We start from the raw sequence: 17,766 nt of genomic DNA, 5'->3' as shown, positions 1-17,766 counted from the left end.
TTGCTGAGGGCGCGCGTTCATGAGATCTGGAATGCCATGTGGCACTTGATGGCCGATTTCGGTCTGGGTTCCCCGTTGCATTTCGTTGCCTCTCGCGAGGCGGCCGTAACGTTCGCGCGCTTCGACCTTCTCGCCCGCAGTATTGCGGATATTGCCAAGTAATATCGGCCACATCGTTGCCGATTTGATTGGACAGAGGCAATCAATAGCGGCAACGTTGCCATTATGGTCACTCGATTATCAACGCACGACACCTTTCCCTCGTACACGCACCGCCCGATCGCGCGCGGGCCCCGCATCGGGTCGATGGCGCAAATCGCCTACGCCTTCGCCGTGGTCATGCTCGGCACGACCCTGCCGACGCCGCTGTACACGCTGTACGCCGCCCAGCTCGGGTTCTCCATCGGCATGTCCACCACGATTTTCGCCGCCTATGCCGCCGGAGTCGTGGCGGCGCTGATACTCTTCGGCCGATGGTCGGACATGCTCGGACGTCGACCGCTGCTCGTTGCCGGACTGGCCTGTTCCGCAGCCAGTTCCCTTGTCTTCCTCACCGCCGGGCCGGTGTGGCAGTTGCTGATCGGGCGGGTGCTCTCGGGGCTGTCGGCCGGCATCTTCACCGGTACGGCAACCGCCATGATCATCGAGGTCGCCCCTGCGAAATGGAAAAATCGAGCCACTACGGTCGCCGGTGTCGCGAATATCGGAGGACTGGGCATAGGACCGACGCTGTCGGGGGTGCTGGCGCAATACGCTCCATGGCCACTGCACTGTGTCTTCGCTGTGCATCTGGTGATGATCGGGGTGGCCGGGCTCGCGATCGGGCATGTGAACGAGACCGTTGCGACGCGGTCCCGAACTCAGCTCACCATGCAACGGCTGTCCATTCCGCCTCAGGCGCGAGGCGTGTTCACTCGTGCGGCACTGGCCGCCTGCGCCGGGTTCAGTGTGATCGGTCTGTTCACGTCGGTCGTGCCGACATTTCTGAATGAATCTCTGCACATTCACGACAAGGCGATGGTCGGCTTGCTGGTTGCCGCGGCGTTCGCCGCGTCCGCGGGAACTCAAGCGATCACCAGGACGCTACCTGCCTCCAAGGCCATGATCCTCGGTTGTGCGGCCCTGATACTCAGTGCCGCGCTGCTCGCCACAGCCTTGAGCACTCGGTCGGTGGTCGTCCTCACTGTGGCCGCGCTGATGACCGGCCTCGGGCATGGCGCGAGCTTCGGCAAAGGGCTCGGCGCGGTGGTGGAAGCGGCTCCGCAATCGCAGCGCGGCGAGATCGCCTCCGCCTATTTCGTCGTGGCCTATTTCGCGATTTCCGTGCCGATCCTGGGTGTCGGCTTCGCCGCTCAGCGCTGGAGCCTGTCCCTCATCGGAATCGTTTTCGGTGTAGTGGTCGCCGCCGTGGCCACAGCGGCGCTGGTCGGCGCGCTCTGCGCCGCCCGGTCCCGCGAGAACGCGTGACGCGAGCCCGCTATTCGGGCTCGAGTGAATCACTCTGCGGCGCACCCGCCGAGCCCGTCCACGAGTCGTTCTCGTCGACGGCACTGGCTTCCACGCCCTCCGCGCTCGGAACCGGCATCGCCAGTTGACACCGAGCTCAATAATGGCAACACTGTTACCATTATGATGATGGATGAGGCACTGGCCCGAGTCCGTCGCCGCGCGCACCCCGCCTCGCGAGCGCGGTGGCGGGGCGGCAACGGATCGTGACAACCGTCGCCGGTGCGTCGACCTCGAAACACCTGATCACACCCGAATAATCTCCTATTCGAAGGACATTGCATGATCGCAACGACCGCATTGGCGATACTGCTCGCCGTTGTCTTCCTCGGGGCCGGCGCGAGCATGGTCATGGCTGTCGACGCCCAACGAGCCAACGCCGCACACCTCGGGTACAGCGTCAGCGCCTTCCGGCGCATCGGCGCCGCGGCCACGCTGGGTGCACTCGGGGTACTCCTCGGGCTGGCATACCCTCCCGTCGGCCTTGCGGCGGCGACAGGCCTGGTGGCGTTGATGGTCGGCGCGATCATCTCTCACGTTCGAGTCCGCGACCGGTTCCATCACCTGATACCGCCGGTCGCGACCGGCGCGGCGAGCATCGCGTATCTGATCCTGATCGGGCAGCAAGCATTGTCGTGACCGGTGCCCGATTCATGCACCGCGACGCGAGCGACCTGCCATCACCCGGTTGAGCTTGCGGCCATCCGTGCGCGCTCTCCGGGAGTGCGAAGTAGGCAGATCAGTGTTTCGATCGGCATCCAGACCCGCGAGAGCGGAGGGCATTGTGCGACGCAGCCTTGACACATCCAATAATTTCGGCAACGCTGTAACCATTATGAATGGACAGCGACGGACGACCTCGCGAACGGCGACCGCACGCAACCTACGATCAGCGGTCGGCCCCGCCTTCGACGGCGTCGATGAGGTCATGGTCGATCGCGTGCACGCGATGTCGACCCGGCCGGGAAACCGGGAGGCTTTCATCGACTTCGCCAATACCGATCAGATCGATCGCACGGCAGATATTCCCCGCATCACCACTCCAACGCTCGTGCTGCGCAGCGAATCGATCGACGGCCAGTACTTCTCGCGCGACGTCCCCGGGGCCCAAGAGTTGACATATGTCGGCGGAGGACACCTATTGCCGGAGGAGGCGCCCGAGTGGGTTGCGGTCGCGATCCGGGACTTCCTGGCCGGCGGCTCGCGCGACGGGCAGAAAGCCTAGGAGACATCATGAAATACTTCGTAGCCCGCGGCGAGCATCGCCGCCTCGACCCGACCACCCGTGGGCAGCTTCGTGGCAGCTTCATGGAGTGCTCCGACGGCGTCACCCATTATGAACTCGCCGGCCCCGACAACGGGGAACTGGTTCTACTGAGCCCAGGAACAACGATCCCGCTGTTCTATTGGGACGGACTCGCTGAGGAACTACATCAGCGCGGATACCGGACACTGGTCTACAGCGGTTATGGACGCGGCTACTCCGACCGGGTTCGCGCGGTGTACGACGAGTCGCTGTTCGTACGTCAATTATCCGACCTGACAACACGACTCGGGCTCCACGGGCCATGGCATGTGATCGGTGCCTCGCTAGGTGCACTGGTGGCGATGGCGTTCACAGCGCGCCACATTGAGCAGACCATGACACTGACGCTGGTCGGCCCGGCGGGCCTGGACACGCAACGGCCGACCGGGGCCGGTTTGCTGCGCCATGCCCGGTTGGGTGCTCTGCTGGGTAGAAATCTGGGTAGCCGACTGCTGGAGAATCACCTGTCCCACAACGTGCGAGATCCCGAGCAATCCGCAGCGCTTTCCGCGATGGTGCGTGCGTGCTATGAGTTCGAGGGCTCGATCTATGCCCTGTTCGCCACGATCGCGGATTACCCGCTGACTTCCAGACAGCCACTCTACGCCCAGGCGGGGCAGTCCCCCGTGCCGTCATTGCTGCTGTGGGGTGACGAGGACCAGGTCACCCCGATCACGCGGCTCGACGAGGCCCGCGAACTGCTCACCCCGGCCGAATGGCACGTCATCAGGAAGTGTGGACACATGGCCCCCTACGAACGGCCCACCGACGTGGCGGTCCGATTCGACGCATTCGCTCAGCAAGTCGGACGGCGGGTGCAGCGATGAACTCCCCGATGATCGATGTTCTCGTCGTCGGCGGCGGGCCGACCGGCACCGCGCTTGCGATCGACCTGACCCGGCGCGGCCTGGACGTACGGATCATCGACAAAGCCGCCAACTCCTTCGGCGGATCCCGCGCCAAAGGGATCCAACCCCGGAGTTTGGAAGTCCTCGACGATCTCGGCGCCCTCGACGACATCCTCGCCCATGGCAGCACCTACCCACTGCTCGGAATCCACCTGGGACCAGTGACGATCCCGTGGCGAATGCTGCCGGTGACCGAGCCGACCACGGATGTGCCCTACCCGAGTACCTGGCTGATACCGCAGCACAGCACCGACGAGGCGCTGCACACCCGATTGAGCGTGCTGGGGCGCAGCGTCGAATACGGTTGCGAACTCATCGAGTTCCAACAGCACCTCGATGCGGTCTCGGCAACGGTGGCGAGTTCCGACGGTTCGGAGACGATCACTGCCCGGTATCTCGTCGGCGCCGACGGCGGAGCCAGTGCTGTGCGTCGCGGTCTCGGAATAGGCTTCCTCGGTTCCACGGACGAGGAAGACCGAATGGTGATTGTCGACGCCACGGTCTCGGGGCTCAGCCGCGACCGCTGGCACGTATGGCCGGGCCCCGGTGGCCGATTCGTCGGCGCCTGCCCGCTGCCGCATTCCGACCAATTCCAATGGATGATCCGGTTGCGCCCGGACGAAGAACCACCTCTGACCGAGGACCGGATACTTCAGCGCATCCACTCCCACACCCGCAACAAGCGCATTCGCCTGTCCGACATCACCTGGAAGTCGGTATTCCGCCCCAACATCCGCATGGTGGAGCACTACCGGGCCGGACGAGTCCTACTCGCGGGGGACGCCGCGCACGTGCATACCCCCGCCGGGGCACAAGGACTCAACACCGGCATACAGGACGCTTACAATCTCGGCTGGAAACTCGGCCAGGTTCTTGCCGGGGCGCCGGAGGCACTGCTGGACACCTACGAAGCAGAGCGTATGCCCATAGCAGCCGGGGTGCTGAACTTGTCGACCAAGAAGTACGAAGGCATCTCGAAACTGGATCCGTCCAGTATCAAACGCGGTAAGGACGAACGCCAACTCGGTCTGAACTACTGCGGCGGACCGCTGGCGCCACCCGACGCCGACCGCACGGAAACTCTGGCGGTCGGTGATCGCGCACCCGACGCACGACTGCTCGATGCCGCGGGCGGACCACGGCGAATTTTCGAAGTCACCCGGGGACCGCATTTCACCGCAATCGCCTACGGTGCCGCCGCGGTCGCAGACCTCGAAGCACTACGGTGGCCGACGGCCGGTGCGACCTTGACCCGAGTGGCAATCGACGCTGGCGATGACATCGAAGCCGACATCGTGCTCGCCGACATCACCGGCTCGTTCGCCCGAACCTACGGTCTACACACAGCGGCACTGCTGCTGATCCGACCGGATGGTTACATCGGCTGTATCGCCACCGGTGCAGACCGACTCACCCCCACCCAGACGGCCGCGCACGCCATGACGCCCTCGATCGGCAATCCCACCGGCATCACCGATCCGCAAGCAGTACAGAACTCCGAAATGATGTGATCAGCATGATGATTCGTGCAGCATGCCCGCTACGGCTCCCGCACACCGCGGTCACCCTTGCGCTTGCCGGTCCGGCGTAACGCTCAGACCTCGGAGGCCGAAGTGATGACCTCGCCACGCCCAGACGAGCCGGACGTCCACCTGTCGATGTCTCTGCGCGGGATACGATTCGATTTCAGGGCATGCGTCACCGCGGCACTGCTGTTCATCCAGGACAACCAGCAGCGCCGCTACATAGAGGACGTTCGGATAATCCCCGGCGACGCTGGAGCAGCACTGCGACGGATGGCCAATGAGCGGCTGTATCTGGAACCGTGACATCGGCCTACGCCATGCCCTGGTGGGGCCAGGCGGCGCACAGTCTCGTGCGGCCAGGCTGGTTCTGCGGCGACACGCCTCGAAGTGCCGACCTTGCGGCAGACCCTGGCTGCGACGGCGGTCACCAGTGTCGGCACCCTCGGGCGAACCAGGCGATCGAGAATCGAAGCCACCACGATCGCAGGCGCCGATCTCATCCGCGGTCGCTTCCAGTGGCGAGAAACCCTTACTCGGGCTTGGTTCTCATCAAGGTGACCACCGTCCCGGGCGTGCTGATGGCGATCCCGTTCGGAGTGGTTGTGTCGGTGCAGGTCGGCAACATGCAGGGCCTCACCGCCCTCGGATGACGCGACCACCGGACGAGGCGAGCAGATCAACGCGATCACCCTCAACTGTAGGCAAACACATTTCGCAGACGGGAGAATTCACCATGCGGATATCGCCTGAACCACGCGGTTCTGGTTTGCGCGGCGGGCGTTCACGAGGAGCCAGGTGGGGACGGCGGGGGGAGATCGCTCGCCTGCCGGTCAGCGCAGAGGCCAAGGCTTTCCTGATCGGCAATCGTGCCGCCCGGATTCCCGTGCCGCTGACACCACTGACCGCGCGCATTATTCGCCGGGTGTACAACCGCAAGCGAGTTCCGATCGTCGAACTGGAGGCCCGATTCGGTGTCGAGGCCAGCACTGGTACCGCCGGTGGTGTCGAGGTCTGTACCATGGTCCCGCGCGGTGGCAGGGGCGCCGATAGGTACGCGATATATCTGCATGGCGGGGCGTATCTTCTCGGCGACGCACGCGATGATCTCGCAGTGCTGATGGCCGAAGCGCTGGGCTTTCCTCTCGTCTCCATTCAATACCGCCTATCGCCAGAGGCGGCGTTCCCCGCTGCGCTCGACGATGCTCTCGCCGCGTACACGGCGACGATTGAACAACGAGGCACCAAGTTCGTCCTGATCGGTTTATCGGCAGGTGGTGGGCTCGCGCTGGCGCTCATGCAACGCGTCCGCGAGCTCGGTCTACCCGAACCCGCGGGGTTGGGGCTACTGACACCGTGGACCGATCTGGCCCGAGTAGGCACCAGCTATCACAGCCTCGAGGGAAAGGATCCGCTCATCCGGTGGCGCAGGCAGCTCGATAAAGCTGCTCGCGCTTACGCTGCCGGACAGGACGTGAGCGACCCGTTGCTGTCGCCAGTGCATGCCGCGGACCTGAGTGGCTTCCCGCCCAGCATGATCACCACCGGCACCCGAGATCTGTTCATGAGCAACTGCGTTCGCATGTACTGGGCATTGCGTGCGGCCGAGGCACCGACCCACCTTCGCGTGTGGGAAGGCATGTGGCACAGCTTCTGCGATCAACCCGACATTCCCGAAGCAGCCGAATGCCGCGATGAAGTGGCTGCCTTTCTCCGTCGAGCACTCGATGCCGCCGCCGGCTGAGCACAGCCGGGCTCCGGGGCATCGGACTTCGACGCGCCGTGATGGCGCGTTGGTTGGCGCGTGGTGTCGTTCCGGGCCGGGTTCCGGCACCTTGTTCGCGCAGAGTGCTGGGGTCTTCACCGTCGCGAAGCCGCTCGAGCAGATAGTCCGGGCCGATGTCGACTCCGACGGGGTCGGCGGCGAAGGCGCTGCTGTAGAGGTATTCTGCGGTCGCTTCGGCAGTGGGGAAGTTCTCGGTCTGCCTGAGCATCGTCCAAGCCTCGCTGGTATACGTCGACACCCTGATGATCCAAGACCTCATCGACGACCCCGAGACCGGCGACATACTCGTCACCGCTGCTGACAAGCGTCGCGGGAGACTCGTTCTCGGGTTGTTCATGCGACGGGCCCCGTGGACATCCACAGGGCCCGTGCATTGCGGTGCAGGAGGATTCAGAATCCTCGCGCGGTCAGCCAGTCACTCAGGACGTGCCGAAATTCGTCGACGGTCGGCTCCAATGTCAGACCATGGGTGGCTTGGTCGATGACATGGGTCGTCACATCGTGGGTTCCGGTGAACAGATTGCCCTGCAAGCGGGCCCGGTCGACGTCGAAGACCCGGTCCCGGCCGCCGACGACGGTCAGTACCGGGACCGTGACCTGGCCCAGCCTCGTCAGGTCGATTGCCGTGGCTTCGGCCGCCGTGGCCATGTCGGCGCAGGGGTTCAGCCCGCGTAGCGCCGAGGCCGGTCCCCGGACGTCCGGGGGAGACTGGGCGAGGAAGTTGTCCTGGTAGGACGCGAGGCTCGGGGTCAGGTAGGCGTAGCCGGGCGCACCTGCAACCGAGCGCCGGCCTCCGGTTAGGCAGTTTGCTCCCCACGACAGGGTGCCGATCAGTGACTCCCCGCTCAGGGCCAGGTCGGAGTACGACAGCACGCTCAAGGCGTCCACGTCGCCGTAGGAGTAGGTTTCCACCTGGGCTATCGCGCCACCGAGTGAGTGGCCGAGCAGCGCGACGCGCTTGAACGCGACCGCCCCCTCGGGAGCCGTGTAGCGGCCCGACCGTAGTTGCTGCACTATCTGGTGCGCGATGTCGGCTTGCCCGCCGACGCAGCTGAGCAGCCCGGGTGGTTGCCCGCTCGAGCCGTATCCGATCCGGTCGATGGCGACCGAGACATGCCCCTGCGCCGCCATTTCCCGCACATGGTTGTAGCCGGGCGCATCCCCGAACCGCCAGAACCATTCACCCAGTTCGAGCCCGTGCAAGTACAACGACACGCTGTCGGCCGAGGTACTGGCGAGCTTGCCGGCCGGTCCGGTCAGGTGACCGCGCACTTGGTAGGCGGCGCCATCGGTGGGGCACGGCACGCCCGAGGTATTGGTATTGCGGACCGTGAAGGCGACCTCACGGTCGACAGTGTCACCTGCCGGCGCGGCCGAAGCGGGCGTGCCTGCCGCGACGGCCATCCCGAGAAGCACCGAACCGATCGCCGTTGCGAAGAACCGTTTCATAAAAGTGGACTGCGACATTTCCTCACCTTCGATAGGGAGACAGAACGACAGCCGGTTCTGTACACATTGCCCGACGCCGCGCTGACGACGGTCGCACCTGGCCGGAACAGCATCGAGCCATCGCCCCGGGCGCCGGGAAGCATGGGCGCGCGGGGAAAGCCCGAAAACGTGAGATTTCTGTGAGATGGGTCGAATCCCGACACACCTCCACCGAACGAGAAAACCCCTTCCGACGCTGGTCGGAAGGGGTTTCCTGTGTCGGGCTGACAGGATTTGAACCTGCGACCACTTGACCCCCAGCTCTGGGCTAATGTCATTTGCACACGTCAAACCCGGTATTCGAGCATGCGGCAACATTCCAAACGTGCTGGTCGTTCTCGGCCGCGCACAGCGTGTGGCCCCAGATTGGCCCCAGCTTTCGACGGCCAGCCGAATGTCAATCGGCAGGTTTCTGGTTCGAGTCCAGATGGGGGAGTAGAAACAGCAGGTCAAGCCTGCTAATCGGGCTTGACCTGCTTCTTTTCTCGGTATGTCGCCAGGAATACACCAAAGTTTCCGGGCCGACCTTCCAATCAGTTGAATGGGGCCTGGCGGTCGTCCGTCGCAGGTTCGTTCCCTCGGCAGGACACGCACAACAGGGGCAGTTGGAAAACGCCTGGTCATCGTGGGTGCCTACCCAGTCTGAGGGATTGCGATGCCTGCGTAACGCCACATACGATCTCGACGCTGGTCAACCGACTCGTGGTCGCGGTAGTGCGCGGATGATCCAGCCGCGCCCGCACGGTACGCGGTGGGGCAAGCCATAACCTCGGCCAGTCACGCCAGATGAGCCGACAGTGGTTCTGAAATGGTGAAAGGCGCTCTTGCATCGTGCGGCAGCACCACGCGGGCTGTTGTGGCGCTTCGGCGGACATGCGTGTATCTACTACTGCTGCGCCATGTGGCGGGTGGGGACTCAGGAGTTGCTTGACCGAACGTCATCACCTGATGCTTGACCGCTGGTTGTGGTCGCTCCCTTCCCGGTGACGTGGAAGCGGGTGATGAGTTTCGTGCTCTTGCGAGGGCGGACGGCGATCTCTTCTTCGCCGTGCAGGATTCGCAGGTGGGTGTCTTCGATGATGACGGTGACGAGCTTGCCGCGGTGGCGGGGTCCGAGTTCGATGCGTTGGCCGACGACAAGGATGCAGCCGGATTGGTGAACGCGTCGCTGGGCTCGGAGGGATCCGGTCGATAACGGCGCTGGTGGCAGTGAGGTGGTGGGTGTTCGGGGCGCCCCGGAGGCGGCCGAGTTGGTCGCGGGCGACCGGGCAGGGCCAGGTGCCGATCAGGGCGTTGTCGGTGATGGCGTGCTTAAGGTGTCCGTCCAGGAGCAGTGTGACGGTGCGTCCGGTCCAGGCGAACCCGACGACATGGTGGTGCCCGCCGGTACCGAGGCGGCCGTCGCGGTCGACGACACGGTCGATCTCAATAGCTTCGCCAGCGGGAATAGCGATGGTGCCGGTAGCCTTCCGCAGTGCGGGTTTGCCGGGCTCGGGGTCGGCCGGGTGGCCGCCGCGCATTCGAAGTGGTTGCAGGTGCTGATGTGGAGGCTGCGTGCGTTGACCTAAACGGTTACCACGCGCCCAACGTAGGCGCGCAAACTCACCTTCTGCTGGCCGTTGGCGAGGGTGATCGCACCATTGGTCGGCACACGCACTTCGAGTTCGACCCCGCCCTCGCCCGAGGGGACCGGTGCCGGCTCAGAACCCACGTCCGACAACAACGTCGGCGGTCACTGACTGAAGATCTTGCGGGGTCTGCCACGTTTCGGGGCAGCAGGTTGCCAGGCTGCCAGGTCATCCTCTTTTATCCCGCACTGATCCTGAACCGATATACGGAAATCGACGACATCTTGGCAGCGGTCGGGATGCCACTGCCGGATCCACGGTTCCAGCTCCAATAGTCCGGCAAGCAGCGGTATCAGGTGGCTTTTTGTGGTGTTGCTGCTCGTCAGGTGTCGTATGTGCTCGGCCAGGGCGACAGCACGCTGCTCATAATCCCATCCCGCCCAGCCGTACAGCTCGGGTACAGGGCTATCGATTGGGTAGGAGACGAATCGCTCATTGGGTACATCGAGCTTCCCGCGTGCCAGCCAGTAACTCTGTTTGAGAAAGTCCGCCGAAGTGTACTTTGGTGGAAGTGGATGAGATTGACGGGCGTCGTGTTCGGCGCCGCTAGTCGTGTCTTCCGCGCGTTGGTCATGCCAGGTTCGCTGCCATGCCTCGAACTTTCGGCATCCTGACGGCCGGTAGCGTAGCGCCGCCAGGAATGGAACATGCTCGGCCTCGATCAGATTTCTCAGGACCTCTGTGACGGAGGCGCTGGAGTCCAAGAGTGAAACGGCTCGAATAAGGTCGTCATCGCTCGATAGCGCTTGGAGGAGTTCAGTCAGGGTCCGCAGGCGCGGTTGCCGAGGCTGGTCGTCTTCGTTGCCGAACCACAGAGCGGGCTTCTCCATACGGTCGAGAATCCAGGCTTCGAGCGCGTCGTGAAGCAGGGTATCCCAATCAGGGGAGTGCCAGCGTCGTTTGTATTCCGGCTGTTCCACGCGACGGATGTTCTGCCGGGTTTCGATGAACACGATACGTCGTTCGATGGTTTCGCGGTAAGCGTGGGGCCAGTGGTGAGGGACGGAAGTGATTGGCGCGATGCCATTTCGTTCGAACCACTTACTGTCGGTTTCTCCTCGCGCCATACGCCGTGCAAGGACAATCTCGAATGCCCGCTCACCGGGTTTCAGTTCGGGAACCGCGTCAATCGGTCCGCGGAGCTGGTCGGTGTCATTCGTTAAGCCGTAGCGTTCGTAGATTTCCCAGTCCAGTTCTTCCTGGAGTCCCACGAGCCGGCCGCGCGCTTTCGTCCATCGTGTACGGGCGGCATCCAGTTCGGCGCTTGTGGGCAGGGTGTCGTGGCGCAACGTGGATCGTGGGTCAGTGTCCTCAATCTCCCTCACCAGCTCGTCCAGGACCTCGGAGTAGATGGTCCACCGGTCCTGGAACCATTGGCCACGTGGCAGTGGGAGTTCGCGGAGTCGGTTACCGGCGAACTCGTAGAACACCGACCATGGCTCGCCGATTCCGATCTGATCGATCCCTGGCTGGCCTTTGCTGTTGCAGTGGTGCTTGAGCCAGAAGCATGCCAGTGAGCTGTTGAGCAGGGCGGCGAGCTGGAGCACATCGGAATTGGACGCGGTGTGCGGCAACTCGATGATCGGCGCGGAGGTCAGCGGCGCGATTCGATCGCGGAGGATGACGAAATGGTTGTGCGTACTGACCCAGGTGAAGGCGATCCGCCATGGGTGTGCATTCCTCACCTCGGAGACATGATGCCACGTGTACCAGGGGTCACGGTTGTGCCGTAGCACCGTTCGGTACGGCCACAGCCTTCTCATCAGATTCGGGAAATCCCCCACATCGGAAATCCGAGAGGGGCTCGGCAGTAGGGCTGCCTGGTGGCTGGGCCGCGCCGTCCAATCCCGAATATCGGAGCCGCGGAGGATCGGAATCAGAAATTCCTGCTCGGCCCGGGACCGCTGAAAGGCCGCCTCCGACGCGACGAAGGCCTCGTCAGAGCCAGTGTTGGCAAAATAGCCAATGCGTCGTACCCGGTCCTTAAGCTTCATCCGATTCTCGGTATCAGTGACACCTTCCATCTTGCGAAGAACCGCAGCACTCGCCGCATCGGTAAGTTTCCATGGAAACGTTTGCAGCACCGATCGATCCAGAGCGACTCGTTCTGTCCAGGAGTCGGCGTAACCGGCGCAGCGAACCGTTGACAGCGTCGACTGCCACACCCGGCCCTTCGAGGGATCGGCAGGCCATTGCGATTCGCCGCGCAGACAGATCACAGCCGGAACCAATGATTGTGATGGCGGCTGATTGCGGCCGAACAACAACACCGTCGGTGTGCCGTGGCCGGGGATGTAGGCGCCCGATGTGTCGATGATCTGGGTGATGTCCACCGTCGGGAAGAACCTCTCGACCAGGTGGCGTCCGAAGTCTCGCTTCATGAAACTGTTCGCAGACAGCAAGCCCACGAACCCGGAGTCACGTCCATCGCGCCGCGCAAGGTCGAAGAAGCGGACTATGAAAGGGACCGGTAACGCGTATCTGCCGGTGCAGACGTCGGGAAAACGGGTGCGATAAGCCTCGTCGATCAGACGGCTGTGGGGAGTCGTATAGGGCGGATTGCCGACGACCACATCGTACGAGCCTGTTTGCAGGAGCTCGATGTCCGAGAAAGACCCGACACTGTTCCGGGCTACACCTTGATCGACAAGCCTGCCCTCAGGGTTCGAGATCTGGTGACGCTGCGGGTCTTCACCGGCTAGTAGTGAGTCGCCAGTGGCGATGGCGATGCGGAGATCAGGAATATCTGCCAGACGTCGTGCACCTGCTGCACTCATCGCGGCGACGAGCAGGCGGAAGCGCGTGATCGAGACGGCATTGGAGTTTTTGTCGACGCCGTGCACAGACCGAAGCGCCCGCTCTACGAGCAGCCACGGGGGCAATTCGGGTTCCAGCCTTCGCCAGTGATCGAACAGTCGCTGAAACATGCTAAGCACGAAATGCCCTGATCCACAGACAGGATCGATGGTGCGTAAGCTGGGCAAGCCGATGGTAGCGATGGCAGGCTCGAGAGTCTGATCGAGGATGAACTCTGCGACGAAGTCCGGGGTTTGCACGAGGGCGTCAACTTTGCGTTGGTGCTCGGAAAGGTCTTGGTATAGGTCACCGAGGAACCGAGTGTCCCATCCGCCGGTGTCGCTGAGCGGCTCGTTGAAGGTATATATGAGGTCGCCGCCTTCGTCACGGGTGCGCCAGAATTCGACAACCTTCCGGGCGGCTTCCGGGGAGACCGTCAGCGATGGAAGAAGCCCGCCGCTGCGAGTGTTCAGAATGTCGACCATGACCGACGACTCGGTGCACAGGTGGTCGAACCCGTGGATCAGCCAGTCCCGATCAGTTGCCGTTGGTCTTTCCTCGAGGAACGTCATATGACGGTCCCGGGTCAGTCCGTCCCCGTCGTTCGGGTCTGCCAGGTGGGGTTCGTCGACCAAGCCGTTGTCCTCGCAGAACCGCAAGAAGACAGTGTCGAGCACCCAGGACACCGCCGCCTTTGTGACTTGGTCACTGACCCACGCCGTGTAGGAAGCATCGGTGTTCTTGGCCTTGATGCTCGCGCGATGTTGCGAGCGCAGCGCTGTCTCGATGTCCGGATTCGTTGCCTGGGCACCGAGGTCGCCTTCGAGTTCGGCTCGCAACTTCCTGAGGTCGGCGAGAAGCAACATCCGGTCGATCATAAGGTCTCCATCGTTCCACGGGCGTCGACTGATCCTGCATCCGGTCTCGACCGGCTGGAGAAAAAATCTACCACGTGTCAGAAACGCTTGCTACTCTAGGTCGAAACATCGCGGCCTTGCCGAGATGGCGCAGATCACGCTATGACCGGTCGATATTTCCATCGCCTAACGAGGTGATAAAGAATAGCCACGTGTCATGGCCGGGTTGTATGAGAGATCGGGATGGCACTCGATGACAGAAATCGGGGGACGCGCGATGGGCTGGAGCAGCGACATAAACACCACCGCAGGCGGTGCGGCCATGGAGGCCGTGCTCCGTCGGCCGATGCTGATGATCGTTCTGGCCAACGTCGGGCTGATCTTCGATGGCCCGCACACCAGCACCAGAACCGTCGGAGGTCGGCTGTGCCGATTGCGGCAACACACATGTAAGAACTTTGATGCCGACACGATCCGCGAGATGAGCCGCACTGACCCGAAGCGGAGGACCGCGTGATGCAGTTTCCGATCGCCTCGACCCCGGCGGCCGTCGAGGCCGATCCCCCCAGCGCCGATGCCGGCACGGCGATCGGGTCGAGAGGACCGGTGCTGCTGCGGACTAACACCCCACCGGTCGGGCTCTACGACCTCATCGACCGCCTCATGACGTTGATCGGCACCAGCTATAAAGCAGCCTGCAACATCTGCGGCGTGGTCATCGTCGGCGGGGTAGTCGCCTACACCACGCTACATCATGCCTGGTTGGTCCGGGCCGAGCCCCCAGTACTCGCAGGCGTCGGCGGCGCAGGCGCAGGCGTCCTCGGAGTCATTGCCCTGATCCGCTGGGTTCGCCGGACAGGACGGGCAGCGCAACCGCGGTCATCGGAATGAACCGTCTGCTTATCTGAACGCAGCGGTTCGTGGTCGGGGTTAGCTGCCCCGTAGCGTGCCGTAGGAGACCGGGCGGGCTGACTCGTGAACCGTATGTGGCCCTTTGCGGTTGACTTGCCGTGATGTGTCGTCCCGCGTCATCCATGGCATGGGTAACTATCAGCTCGTTCTACCGGGCTTCCTTGTGCGGGGGCATGCGGGCGGGGATGAATGCGTAGTCGTCCGTGATGATTGAGTCGCTGATGACTACGGCGAAATGCGAACGACAGAAGAGGGTGTTTCGGCTGGTCACGGGCATTGTTGGTGCCGTTGGAGCGCGTTCGTGGCCAGCGTGTTTCGATGGTGGGTGTGTTGGTCAGGGTGGGTGCGAGTTGCCTCTACTGCTGACGCTCCGCGGACGATGAATACCGGTGCGGCGAACCATCTCGATCTTCCGAGCCTTGCGGTCGGCACCCGATACAGTCACCACGTGGACAGCGGGCAGAAGAACCACGGCAAAACGGTCAGGATGTTCCTTGCCGATGGAACGCCTGGCGGCCTGCAGACGGCGGAGATCATGAACTGGACGGGTCATATAGTCGCGGCGCCTCGCTCGGATCTTGCTAGGCTGCTCGCTCGCCGCGAAGTCGGCAGAACGGGTGTCTACGTCCTGATCGGTGAGGATCCGGATACCGGCGGAATCCTTGCCTACATCGGCGAAGGGGACGAGGTCGGTGTCCGCATTCGGCGACATGCCGAGCCCAAGTCCCAGAACGGCAAGGACTTCTGGGATCGAGCGATAGTAATCACCAGCAAGGACGCCAACATCACCAAGGCGCATGCGAGGTATCTGGAGGCGAGGCTCATTCAGCTCGCCCAGCAAGCCGGCCGCGCCAAACTCGTCAACGGCACCGCGCCGCCGCTGTCGACCCTGCCCGAAGCAGACATCTCCGATATGGAGAGCTTCATCGCAGAGGCGCGCATCGTGCTCCCTGTCCTCAACGTCAACATCTTCCGATCGGTAGCCGTGATGCCGAGCCCTTCGGCGGGTCCCAAAGATCCCGTTGCCGAAGCACTCTCTCCCGTGTTCGAGATGGCTGTCCGAAAGTGCGGGATCACCGCGACGGCACAGGAGATCGACGGCGAATTCGTCGTCCGCGCCGGATCGCTGGCGCGCTCATCGTGGTCGGGCTGGCCCAGCAACTATCAGCGGTTGCATCAAAACCTTGTCGGTGAAGGCGTTCTCAAGGCAACCAGTTCCGGTGAGGTGGCCGCCTTCACCCGTGACTACCCGTTCTCTTCTCCGTCCGCTGCTGCTGCCGTCGTTGCAGGTCGCAATACGAGTGGGCGGGAATCGTGGAGGATCCCTGAGGCTGGTACGACATTCGGCGACTGGCAGAACAGAGAGACCTGAATCACAACCGCGACTTTATCGGGCGAGCAGCTCTGCGTCGCCTCGGTCGAGGTAAGGCCGAGCGGCGTTCGGCTGCGGGCGCAGAAGCTGGGCCACGAGAGGCATGCGAGGACCACGTCGAGACCGGTTTGGCTCCAGGCCGCCGTCGAGCGGTGCTGATCCGTAGTGGCGGCAGGTGTGAGAACCCCGACTGCGTCCAGGTAGCTCCGGACGTCACAGACAGGGACTGCCTGTCCTCGATGTCGACCATGTGGAGGACATCGCAAAGGGAGGCCGCGATCACCCCGAGCAGATGATTGCGCTCTGCCCCAACTGTCATGCCGTCAAGACACGCGGCAAGATGCGCCACGCTATGTACCCGAAACTGCTCGCAGCAGCCGCGCGGCGCCACAATGATCAGACCGCGATGGCGGGGGGATGACCACGAGACCTCGTCCCAGGTCGCCTGAAGGACCATCTCGTCCGCCAATCGGTCGGTCCGTCGCGGCGGCAGCGTACGCCACATGTCTGTCACTCGATCCAGTAGCGGCGGGTCGGGATGCCATCGGTCCATGGATCGACTGATTCGAGGAGGCCGCCGCGGGATTCGATGATGCGCCGAGAGGCGAGGTTGGTGTCGTGGCAGGTGAGGAGTATCCGGTCGATGCCGATCGCGCGGGCGATGGTGAGGCTGTGGTGGAGGATGGCGGTGCCGTAGCCGCACCGCCGATATCGCGCCAGGACTGCGTAGCCGATGTGACCGCCCCGCCGGAGTAATGCGTCGTTGAGGGTGTGCCGGATGGACGCGCGGCCGACGATCTCGTCATCGACGGTGGCGACCAAATAGGTGGCCTTCGGGCGCGCCAGCAGGGCCCTTGAAGGCGCCCACGGCATCTAGCAGCGATGTTGGGGCGATCGAAGCGGCGTGGCCGGTAATCCGTGAGAAGGCGCGGCAGTTGGGCGGAGCCCGTGTCGATGCGCTGCTGGCAGGGGCGTCGGTGGTTCGAGTTGACTGCACCACGGTCGTATTCGCCCATCAGCACGCTGTGCTGGCGCGGTACCAGACAAGCCCGAAATACGCGGGGCCGGTCAGCGCGGCGGTGCAACAGGTCCTGGGCCGGGACTGCGACATCCGATGGGAGGTTGGGGCACCGCTCGACCCGTCGGCGAAGAAGCACACCGTAGGACAGTCTTCGGCGCAATCCAGACAGCGCTTCGACATTCGGGTTTCACATGTAGAAGATTTCGACCAGGTCTTTGATCTTCTCTGTTTGGCGGGCGCCAAGTATGCCGGCGGTAACCGCGAGTTCGTCATCGAAGGATCAACCTTCACCTTCGAGCAGGGGTGGGCGTTGATCGAACTGGCTCGACACCCCGAACGACCGACGGTGGAATCACCATGGCAACCAGACACACCGGTATGAGCTTTACTACGTGAGGGCTGTCGACTCGGGTCGATCTGCCGACCTCCCGCGAGACTAAGTCAGCCGGGTACTCGTGATCGCAGATGATCTTGTCGGCGAGATCGCCGACACGCCAGTTGTCCCCGAACGCCCCTCTACCGAGAAATTCGACGGCTGCTACGCCCAGCGCGGCAGCCACCTCTCCCGCCGCGAAACGCGGAGATTGCGCCATAGCCCCTCATCTGCAAAAATTCCGCCCGTGGTGTAGGCGGTTGCCGAGGCCGAGCGGGTCCTCGGACTCG

At 63.4% G+C, this 17,766-nt stretch carries 18 protein-coding genes; 15 read left to right on the top strand and 3 right to left on the bottom strand.

The window, feature by feature from the left end; translation table 11 throughout:
* Positions 1-306 precede the first annotated feature (306 nt).
* The 8 genes from ABZ824_RS24300 (at position 307) to ABZ824_RS24265 (ending at position 6,987) form a co-directional block, all read left to right on the top strand.
* Complete coding sequence (locus ABZ824_RS24300) at positions 307-1,467, top strand: MFS transporter (RefSeq protein WP_356965481.1); 1,161 nt, start codon at positions 307-309, stop codon at positions 1,465-1,467.
* Between the two features lie 321 nt (positions 1,468-1,788).
* Positions 1,789-2,145: a DoxX family protein gene (locus tag ABZ824_RS24295; protein WP_356965480.1), complete on the top strand. Its 357-nt coding sequence runs from the start codon at positions 1,789-1,791 to the stop codon at positions 2,143-2,145.
* Positions 2,146-2,290: 145 nt separating this feature from the next.
* Positions 2,291-2,731 (top strand): alpha/beta hydrolase, encoded by a 441-nt coding sequence (locus tag ABZ824_RS24290; RefSeq protein WP_356965479.1) that lies wholly within the window; start codon positions 2,291-2,293, stop codon positions 2,729-2,731.
* A gap of 8 nt (positions 2,732-2,739) precedes the next feature.
* Entirely contained in the window at positions 2,740-3,639 is a 900-nt protein-coding gene (locus ABZ824_RS24285) for an alpha/beta hydrolase (RefSeq protein WP_356965478.1), read from the top strand.
* The gene (locus tag ABZ824_RS24280) at positions 3,636-5,231 is read left to right on the top strand and encodes an FAD-dependent oxidoreductase (RefSeq protein ID WP_356965477.1); all 1,596 of its coding nucleotides are present in this window, start codon (positions 3,636-3,638) and stop codon (positions 5,229-5,231) included. Before ABZ824_RS24285 ends, ABZ824_RS24280 begins: the two co-directional genes overlap by 4 nt.
* Positions 5,232-5,336: 105 nt before the next feature.
* The gene (locus ABZ824_RS24275) at positions 5,337-5,549 is read left to right on the top strand and encodes a hypothetical protein (RefSeq protein WP_356965476.1); all 213 of its coding nucleotides are present in this window, start codon (positions 5,337-5,339) and stop codon (positions 5,547-5,549) included.
* 212 nt (positions 5,550-5,761) lie between these two features.
* On the top strand, positions 5,762-5,896 hold the full coding sequence (locus tag ABZ824_RS24270) for a hypothetical protein (protein ID WP_356965475.1): 135 nt from the start codon (positions 5,762-5,764) through the stop codon (positions 5,894-5,896).
* An 83-nt stretch (positions 5,897-5,979) separates the two neighbouring features.
* Positions 5,980-6,987: an alpha/beta hydrolase gene (locus tag ABZ824_RS24265; RefSeq protein ID WP_356965474.1), complete on the top strand. Its 1,008-nt coding sequence runs from the start codon at positions 5,980-5,982 to the stop codon at positions 6,985-6,987.
* Between the two features lie 432 nt (positions 6,988-7,419).
* Here the strand turns inward: ABZ824_RS24265 and ABZ824_RS24260 are convergent, their stop codons facing one another.
* Positions 7,420-8,496 carry an alpha/beta hydrolase gene (locus ABZ824_RS24260; protein ID WP_356965473.1) on the bottom strand — a complete coding sequence of 359 codons (1,077 nt, stop codon included), beginning with the start codon at positions 8,494-8,496 and terminating at the stop codon, positions 7,420-7,422.
* 1,009 nt (positions 8,497-9,505) lie between these two features.
* On the opposite strand from ABZ824_RS24260, the gene ABZ824_RS24255 reads away from it, so the two are divergent.
* Positions 9,506-9,712 (top strand): hypothetical protein, encoded by a 207-nt coding sequence (locus ABZ824_RS24255; RefSeq protein ID WP_356965472.1) that lies wholly within the window; start codon positions 9,506-9,508, stop codon positions 9,710-9,712.
* A gap of 175 nt (positions 9,713-9,887) precedes the next feature.
* Positions 9,888-10,085, top strand: coding sequence for a hypothetical protein (locus tag ABZ824_RS24250; protein WP_356965471.1), 198 nt, complete (start codon positions 9,888-9,890; stop codon positions 10,083-10,085).
* 164 nt (positions 10,086-10,249) lie between these two features.
* Here ABZ824_RS24250 and pglX read toward each other — a convergent pair whose 3' ends face one another.
* Complete coding sequence (pglX, locus tag ABZ824_RS24245; protein ID WP_356965470.1) at positions 10,250-13,819, bottom strand: BREX-2 system adenine-specific DNA-methyltransferase PglX; 3,570 nt, start codon at positions 13,817-13,819, stop codon at positions 10,250-10,252.
* Between the two features lie 196 nt (positions 13,820-14,015).
* Between pglX and ABZ824_RS24240 the strand changes: the two genes are divergently transcribed.
* The 4 genes from ABZ824_RS24240 (at position 14,016) to ABZ824_RS24225 (ending at position 16,503) form a co-directional block, all read left to right on the top strand.
* Positions 14,016-14,315 carry a hypothetical protein gene (locus ABZ824_RS24240; RefSeq protein ID WP_356965469.1) on the top strand — a complete coding sequence of 100 codons (300 nt, stop codon included), beginning with the start codon at positions 14,016-14,018 and terminating at the stop codon, positions 14,313-14,315.
* Positions 14,315-14,689: a hypothetical protein gene (locus ABZ824_RS24235; RefSeq protein WP_356965468.1), complete on the top strand. Its 375-nt coding sequence runs from the start codon at positions 14,315-14,317 to the stop codon at positions 14,687-14,689. Before ABZ824_RS24240 ends, ABZ824_RS24235 begins: the two co-directional genes overlap by 1 nt.
* A gap of 469 nt (positions 14,690-15,158) precedes the next feature.
* Entirely contained in the window at positions 15,159-16,082 is a 924-nt protein-coding gene (locus ABZ824_RS24230; RefSeq protein WP_356965467.1) for a GIY-YIG nuclease family protein, read from the top strand.
* A gap of 190 nt (positions 16,083-16,272) precedes the next feature.
* Positions 16,273-16,503 (top strand): HNH endonuclease signature motif containing protein, encoded by a 231-nt coding sequence (locus ABZ824_RS24225; protein WP_356965586.1) that lies wholly within the window; start codon positions 16,273-16,275, stop codon positions 16,501-16,503.
* Positions 16,504-16,592: 89 nt separating this feature from the next.
* On the opposite strand, the gene ABZ824_RS24220 is transcribed toward ABZ824_RS24225, so the two are convergent.
* Positions 16,593-16,955 (bottom strand): GNAT family N-acetyltransferase, encoded by a 363-nt coding sequence (locus tag ABZ824_RS24220; protein ID WP_356965466.1) that lies wholly within the window; start codon positions 16,953-16,955, stop codon positions 16,593-16,595.
* On the opposite strand from ABZ824_RS24220, the gene ABZ824_RS24215 reads away from it, so the two are divergent.
* The gene (locus ABZ824_RS24215; protein WP_356965465.1) at positions 16,937-17,485 is read left to right on the top strand and encodes a hypothetical protein; all 549 of its coding nucleotides are present in this window, start codon (positions 16,937-16,939) and stop codon (positions 17,483-17,485) included. The genes ABZ824_RS24220 and ABZ824_RS24215 overlap by 19 nt on opposite strands.
* Positions 17,486-17,766 lie beyond the last annotated feature (281 nt).

It is taken from the genome of Nocardia sp. NPDC047038 (assembly GCF_040644075.1).
GTDB lineage: Bacteria > Actinomycetota > Actinomycetes > Mycobacteriales > Mycobacteriaceae > Nocardia > Nocardia sichangensis.
This window is presented reverse-complemented; position numbering and strand designations above follow the sequence as displayed.

Bases quoted from the DNA above. Each gene is read 5' to 3' on its own strand.
- ABZ824_RS24300 (WP_356965481.1), top strand. From the start codon at position 307: ATGGCGCAAATCGCCTACGCCTTCGCCGTGGTCATGCTCGGCACGACC.
- ABZ824_RS24295 (WP_356965480.1), top strand. From the start codon at position 1,789: ATGATCGCAACGACCGCATTGGCGATACTGCTCGCCGTTGTCTTCCTC.
- ABZ824_RS24285 (WP_356965478.1), top strand. From the start codon at position 2,740: ATGAAATACTTCGTAGCCCGCGGCGAGCATCGCCGCCTCGACCCGACC.
- ABZ824_RS24280 (WP_356965477.1), top strand. From the start codon at position 3,636: ATGAACTCCCCGATGATCGATGTTCTCGTCGTCGGCGGCGGGCCGACC.
- ABZ824_RS24275 (WP_356965476.1), top strand. From the start codon at position 5,337: ATGACCTCGCCACGCCCAGACGAGCCGGACGTCCACCTGTCGATGTCT.
- ABZ824_RS24265 (WP_356965474.1), top strand. From the start codon at position 5,980: ATGCGGATATCGCCTGAACCACGCGGTTCTGGTTTGCGCGGCGGGCGT.
- ABZ824_RS24260 (WP_356965473.1), bottom strand. From the start codon at position 8,496: ATGTCGCAGTCCACTTTTATGAAACGGTTCTTCGCAACGGCGATCGGT.
- ABZ824_RS24250 (WP_356965471.1), top strand. From the start codon at position 9,888: ATGGTGGTGCCCGCCGGTACCGAGGCGGCCGTCGCGGTCGACGACACG.
- pglX (WP_356965470.1), bottom strand. From the start codon at position 13,819: ATGATCGACCGGATGTTGCTTCTCGCCGACCTCAGGAAGTTGCGAGCC.
- ABZ824_RS24240 (WP_356965469.1), top strand. From the start codon at position 14,016: ATGGCCGGGTTGTATGAGAGATCGGGATGGCACTCGATGACAGAAATC.
- ABZ824_RS24235 (WP_356965468.1), top strand. From the start codon at position 14,315: ATGCAGTTTCCGATCGCCTCGACCCCGGCGGCCGTCGAGGCCGATCCC.
- ABZ824_RS24220 (WP_356965466.1), bottom strand. From the start codon at position 16,955: ATGCCGTGGGCGCCTTCAAGGGCCCTGCTGGCGCGCCCGAAGGCCACC.